The sequence below is a fragment of the Marinicrinis lubricantis genome (assembly GCF_042658665.1).
Lineage (GTDB): Bacteria > Bacillota > Bacilli > Paenibacillales > KCTC-33676 > Marinicrinis > Marinicrinis lubricantis.
On record NZ_JBHSQV010000100.1, the window covers coordinates 1 to 4,784 of the forward strand.

The following is a 4,784-nucleotide window of genomic DNA, read 5'->3' on the forward strand; positions in this document are numbered from 1 at the left end:
GAGCGAAGTGATAAAGCTAAGCGGAGATAGCTTCCGCCTCAAGCACCGAGAAACCATATTTGGTAATTCATAGGTGTTGAAACTTATTTAGCGGAATCTGCTCAAAAGTACTTGACGGTTACAATTGTGCTACGCTTGGTTGCTATTTGGCTTTTATGCAGCATAATATGGCTCTTAATTGGGGGGATCCGAAAAGTGCAGCGACGATTACAACAGCTGTTCACACCTTCAGTCAAGGGGGAGGTTTTGAACAACTATTAGATGATGGACTTGATTATAATGATTTCGTTGAAAATGAATATACGATAGCTCGGTATGATGAAGTTATTGATCTTCTTGCTAGCTATGTAACTGCGCCAGAAGAAATTGTGAATTGCTATTTGAGGACTGGGTTGCCTATTATCTATCACGAGGAACTGAGACGGCTGTATAATCGAATCGAATCAGTTGAATTTGCAAAATTCCTGGGTTGGGATATAAAGAAATTTAATGCTGAAATAAAAGATTACCTCCCATCAATTCAAGTTACCTCGAATGGTCCGTTGTGGACTGTCGGACAAGCTGAGGAATATAAGTGGAGGCGATTATATGGCCATGTAGAGAAAGAATATAATTTCAAACCGGTGTTTGATGCGGAATGGGAGACTCGACTAAATTCAATTAGTAACCGGGATGTCAAAGAAGCTTACTTTAATGACTATGTGATAGAACTAATGACACATATTCTTTTCAATGATAAATCTTGGCCCTTAGAGAAAAAACTAAAAGTGGGAAATATTCTTGTTTCTACATCAAGGTTTCTTCCTGATTGGCAACATTACTTGGGAGGGATTTATGTACAAAATGAGGATTGGGCGAACGCAAAGATTCATTTGGAGGAAGCTAAAAAAATTACGGAATATGGAGGAAACCCAAACAGCTTTGATTTGTTCTATGTGTTTACTTTGATTCAGCTTGCATACGTATATCAAAAGCTTAGAATGGATGTCACTTTAAGTGAAAAGCTCATTCAAAAGGTAAAGGAGATATCAGACTTGGAGGAAGGCAGTGCAATCGAATGGCGATTATGTGAAGTTTTTAAAGCTTTTGAAGAAGGCCCCGAAGTCTTTATTCAATGGTTGGATGATAATAGGGATGAGTATCTGTACTTTGATTAATACTATGTCTTAGAATGATAAAAGAAACAGTTAAAAGATTGTATGCCACCTTTCATGTCTGGACAATGATAAAGTTGGAACTCTAGTGGTAAAATGGCTTAACCTAATATTTCAATTAAACAACAACTGCCTAATTCTTTCCGTAACGGAATTAGGCAGTTGGGTTTCTTTCCGGGTATGAGTTAGTTTTTTCTTATTAAGAGTTAGGGGGATTTTTCAACTCAGTCCCATAATTCAATTGCTTGTTTACTAATCCAAGGGCATTTTTTCTTTTTTGTGGATCTCTGTTCATTGTGTTTGACTTTGTATTCACGAATTCCTGCCCAACCTTTTTCTTCAGGTAGAATCGTTAATTCAATACGCGCATTTTCCGCTTCCTTTTTCGCTAATTCTACACCAATTTCACAAATCATCTCTCGCTGACCTTGATAAGTAAATATTCGCTGAACCCCTAATATCATATCTCCTTTTAATGCTTTTACGGATTCATTGGCCGGTATCGCTTTTTCAATCCCCCTCTTGGTATTCACAAATAGAGGGATGCCTTTCGAATCTGTATGAAGCCTAGAGTAATCGATTTTCCAATCCACCGGTATTTCTTCATCAAGTGAGTAATAATTGTATGCGTCCGGGATCACATACATATAGCGACAGAAAACTCCTTCACGCTTACATTCGATGGCCTCGGTGGAGAGAGGATTTCGATTTCCCCCTTTGAGCGAACAAACGGATCGGTTAGGTTCGTAATGTGAACACAAGGAACAGGTTAGTATAAGAGGTCTTTTCAATACAATCACCGCCTTATGTTATTAGACATTTCTTGAATAGGGAGAGGTGTCTTACCCAGAATTGAAATATTGTCTTAATGCTTCGTTGATGATCCTTGTCTTTTCTCCCTTCTCATTTCCGGCTTCTGCATTTATTTTTTCTAATAGACCATTCTCGATATAAAACGTCGCCCTGGCGAATTTATCTTCAAATTTTTCCCTTCGTTTCTTCTTTATGTTTACGTTTTCGTTTACATTTACATTTACGTTTGCAGGCTCCATGAGGAGGTCGTGGGCAGATTTTTTTTCGCCCTTCACCTTGTTTTTAAGAAGATCCTTCATGTTAGACACGCTGAATCAACTCCTGGACAAAGTCATGATATTGGTCTATCGCTTGATTTATTTCTGGATTTTCAGTTAGGCCATGAATCGGAATTCTTCCGGTTGCTGCCTTGCGGTTAATGATCGTATGAAAAGGATAATTGGGATATTCCTCTTCAACCAGCTCAATGAAAGCTTTGGCATCGGAACGTCGATTATCAATTAAAGTACGCAAAATCCCGGCTATTTTTAAATTAGGGTTCAACTTGTCTTGAGCATGTCCAACAGTTTCAACAAAACGGCTTAACGCAGAGTAACAAAACTTGGATGTTTCAAACATTATGACAACCGCATCGGAAGCGGCTAGAGCGTTAATTGTTTGATCCCCCAAGGCTGGTGGGGTATCAATAATAATATAGTCATAATGATTTTCCACTTTTTGAAGGGTTTGTTTTAATACAAGGGCTTTATTCCCCCTAAACTCAGTGTATAAATAACGTGAAAAAGTGGCCAATAAATCTTCAGCGGTGAGGATATGCAAATTATCGGTCAACGGATAGATGTAATCTGATGCATCTTGTTCTTTCAAGGCTTCTAAAACCGTACTCCCAGTGAAATCATAAATATCTGTCTGTGTCAGAAGCTCCGTTAAGTTACCTTGAGAATCTAAGTCCACCGCCAAAACCTTTTGGTGTTGGCTTAATAAGTAAGCCGTAATTCCTGATGATGTCGTTTTACCGCAACCGCCTTTTTGGATTCCGAACGAAATAATTTTTGCCATATAAAAAATCTCCTTTTCAAGGTAAATGTTTATGTTTACGTTTTCGTTTACATCAACGTTTACATTTACATATACGTTTACTAAGTCATTTTCCACCTAAATTCGATAATTCTGATGCTCTCAATATCGAAGACGCCTTTGTCGAAGGTAGATACTATACCCCGGGTAGGATGTCATGCCGCTGCCCGGAAAATTACTGCCCTTGGCCTACTTTCTACTTTTTTTGATATTACGATTGAATAACCTATGTACACCCCTGTGCCGGAATAGATCTGAAACATCTTGATAAGACAGTTCTAATTCCTCTCTTGCTTGTTCTTTTGCAAAGACATGGAGGGAACCGGATCGACCATAATAAAAATTCGCTCCAATTTCCGATCTTTTTCTGAGCGTAATACTGCGACTCAATCCTGCCTTACATAACTGATGCATTTCAGCGATTAATACGGCTGCTTCGCTCTTACGAAATTGAAGCCAGATAATATGATCCTGATCTTTCTCAAGATTACATTCTTGAATCAGTTCTTGAACTTTCGGATATTTGCTGTAATCAATTTGTCCCATGGCTACCTCCTGGACTTACTTATTATCCTTTTCATATACTTCTTGGATATCCTTTTGTTGCAGTCGTTTGAACCAGCGGTGACTGGGGAGTTCAGCATCTAAAATCTTTTCAGCGATAAAAAATCGGCCGAATCGATATTGAATTATATCCGGTTTTTTTTGTGACAATTGAAATAATTTATTTTTGATCGGCGTTGCCCATAGGAGATATCGATATCCAATCAAAAGATTGGAAGATGCAAATAAAGCGAAAATAGAAGCAATTAATTTGATTTTCACTCCCAAATTTACTGGATCCGCATGGATCAAGGAAAAGGTATAATAAAGGCAGCCTATCACTGAAAAACTCATCATAGGATACAAAAACCATTTCCATAGGGGAGAAGGCGGTTCAAAGTTTACATTCAAACTCATTCATTCGAATAGCTCCTTATCTTCCTTTATATCCTTTTGTCTAAATAAGGCGGAAATATCCTTTGGGGGCAATCTCAACTGTCGCCTTGCATGTTTGATTGCAAACACGTGCAGTGATCGGATTACAACCTCATAATAGCGATTTTCTTCCATTGTCGAACGGTTTTGAAGGGAAGGGGCCGGGCTTAATCCGGCTTTACATAATTGATGCATTTCAGCGATTAGAACTGCTGCCTCGCTTATATTAAACTGAACTGTGAGACGATCTTGTTGACCTACGCGGCATTCTTGGACAGGATTCTGGTTCTTAGAGTAGTGATTGAAATCAACTTTCCCCATTGTGTTCCCTCACTTTCAATATCATTATTGGAAATTCACTTTTGCTCACTTCAATTTAATGCGTAGTCAATGAAATGAAGTTCTTGCTCATTTAAACCGAGGTTTCGATTTCCCAGTTCAAAGCTAATTGGATTAATATGGTTATAGATATAAGACTCCATTTCCTTCAGTATTTTTTTCGCAATTGTTTTTTGTTTGGCTGTGCCAAAGTTAATCATTCCGAGCAAAATCGAGTACTTACCCATCAAAATCGCTACATCTAATTGGTTTAAACCCACGATCGTCGGTTCTTGTCCGATACCGTTCATATAAAATTCCTCCTACTAAAAAGTATTTTTTTCTCCTGTTTCCGCACTCATTCTCATTATTTCAACTTTGACAGCTTAAGAGATAGTAGTGGAGAATGTTCTCTGAACCTCGATTTTCTGTAAGAGCGTAGGC

8 protein-coding genes are annotated in these 4,784 nt (G+C 38.3%); 1 reads left to right on the plus strand and 7 read right to left on the minus strand.

The annotated features are described in order from the left end of the window. The first annotated feature begins 155 nt into the window (after positions 1-155). Positions 156-1,157: a hypothetical protein gene (locus ACFPXP_RS08410; protein WP_379893783.1), complete on the plus strand. Its 1,002-nt coding sequence runs from the start codon at positions 156-158 to the stop codon at positions 1,155-1,157. Between the two features lie 221 nt (positions 1,158-1,378). On the opposite strand, the gene ACFPXP_RS08415 is transcribed toward ACFPXP_RS08410, so the two are convergent. From ACFPXP_RS08415 to ACFPXP_RS08445, 7 genes are all read right to left on the minus strand, one after another. After that, positions 1,379-1,801, minus strand: a complete 423-nt coding sequence (locus ACFPXP_RS08415) for a hypothetical protein (protein ID WP_379893784.1) — start codon at positions 1,799-1,801, stop codon at positions 1,379-1,381. A 195-nt stretch (positions 1,802-1,996) separates the two neighbouring features. Further along, positions 1,997-2,275: a hypothetical protein gene (locus ACFPXP_RS08420; RefSeq protein WP_379893785.1), complete on the minus strand. Its 279-nt coding sequence runs from the start codon at positions 2,273-2,275 to the stop codon at positions 1,997-1,999. Further along, positions 2,268-3,026 (minus strand): ParA family protein, encoded by a 759-nt coding sequence (locus tag ACFPXP_RS08425; protein WP_379893786.1) that lies wholly within the window; start codon positions 3,024-3,026, stop codon positions 2,268-2,270. The genes ACFPXP_RS08420 and ACFPXP_RS08425 overlap by 8 nt, the downstream gene beginning before the upstream one ends. A 207-nt stretch (positions 3,027-3,233) precedes the next feature. Beyond that, entirely contained in the window at positions 3,234-3,590 is a 357-nt protein-coding gene (locus ACFPXP_RS08430) for a hypothetical protein (RefSeq protein ID WP_379893787.1), read from the minus strand. 15 nt (positions 3,591-3,605) lie between these two features. Next, the gene (locus ACFPXP_RS08435; RefSeq protein WP_379893788.1) at positions 3,606-4,004 is read right to left on the minus strand and encodes a hypothetical protein; all 399 of its coding nucleotides are present in this window, start codon (positions 4,002-4,004) and stop codon (positions 3,606-3,608) included. After that, on the minus strand, positions 4,005-4,343 hold the full coding sequence (locus ACFPXP_RS08440; protein WP_379893789.1) for a hypothetical protein: 339 nt from the start codon (positions 4,341-4,343) through the stop codon (positions 4,005-4,007). A gap of 50 nt (positions 4,344-4,393) precedes the next feature. Then, a complete protein-coding gene (locus ACFPXP_RS08445; protein WP_379893790.1) occupies positions 4,394-4,651 on the minus strand; it encodes a hypothetical protein in 258 nt (85 codons plus the stop codon). Between the last annotated feature and the right edge of the window lie 133 nt (positions 4,652-4,784).

Bases quoted from the DNA above. Each gene is read 5' to 3' on its own strand.
- ACFPXP_RS08410 (WP_379893783.1), top strand. From the start codon at position 156: ATGCAGCATAATATGGCTCTTAATTGGGGGGATCCGAAAAGTGCAGCG.
- ACFPXP_RS08415 (WP_379893784.1), bottom strand. From the start codon at position 1,801: ATGTATGTGATCCCGGACGCATACAATTATTACTCACTTGATGAAGAA.
- ACFPXP_RS08425 (WP_379893786.1), bottom strand. From the start codon at position 3,026: ATGGCAAAAATTATTTCGTTCGGAATCCAAAAAGGCGGTTGCGGTAAA.
- ACFPXP_RS08430 (WP_379893787.1), bottom strand. From the start codon at position 3,590: ATGGGACAAATTGATTACAGCAAATATCCGAAAGTTCAAGAACTGATT.
- ACFPXP_RS08435 (WP_379893788.1), bottom strand. From the start codon at position 4,004: ATGAGTTTGAATGTAAACTTTGAACCGCCTTCTCCCCTATGGAAATGG.
- ACFPXP_RS08440 (WP_379893789.1), bottom strand. From the start codon at position 4,343: ATGGGGAAAGTTGATTTCAATCACTACTCTAAGAACCAGAATCCTGTC.
- ACFPXP_RS08445 (WP_379893790.1), bottom strand. From the start codon at position 4,651: ATGAACGGTATCGGACAAGAACCGACGATCGTGGGTTTAAACCAATTA.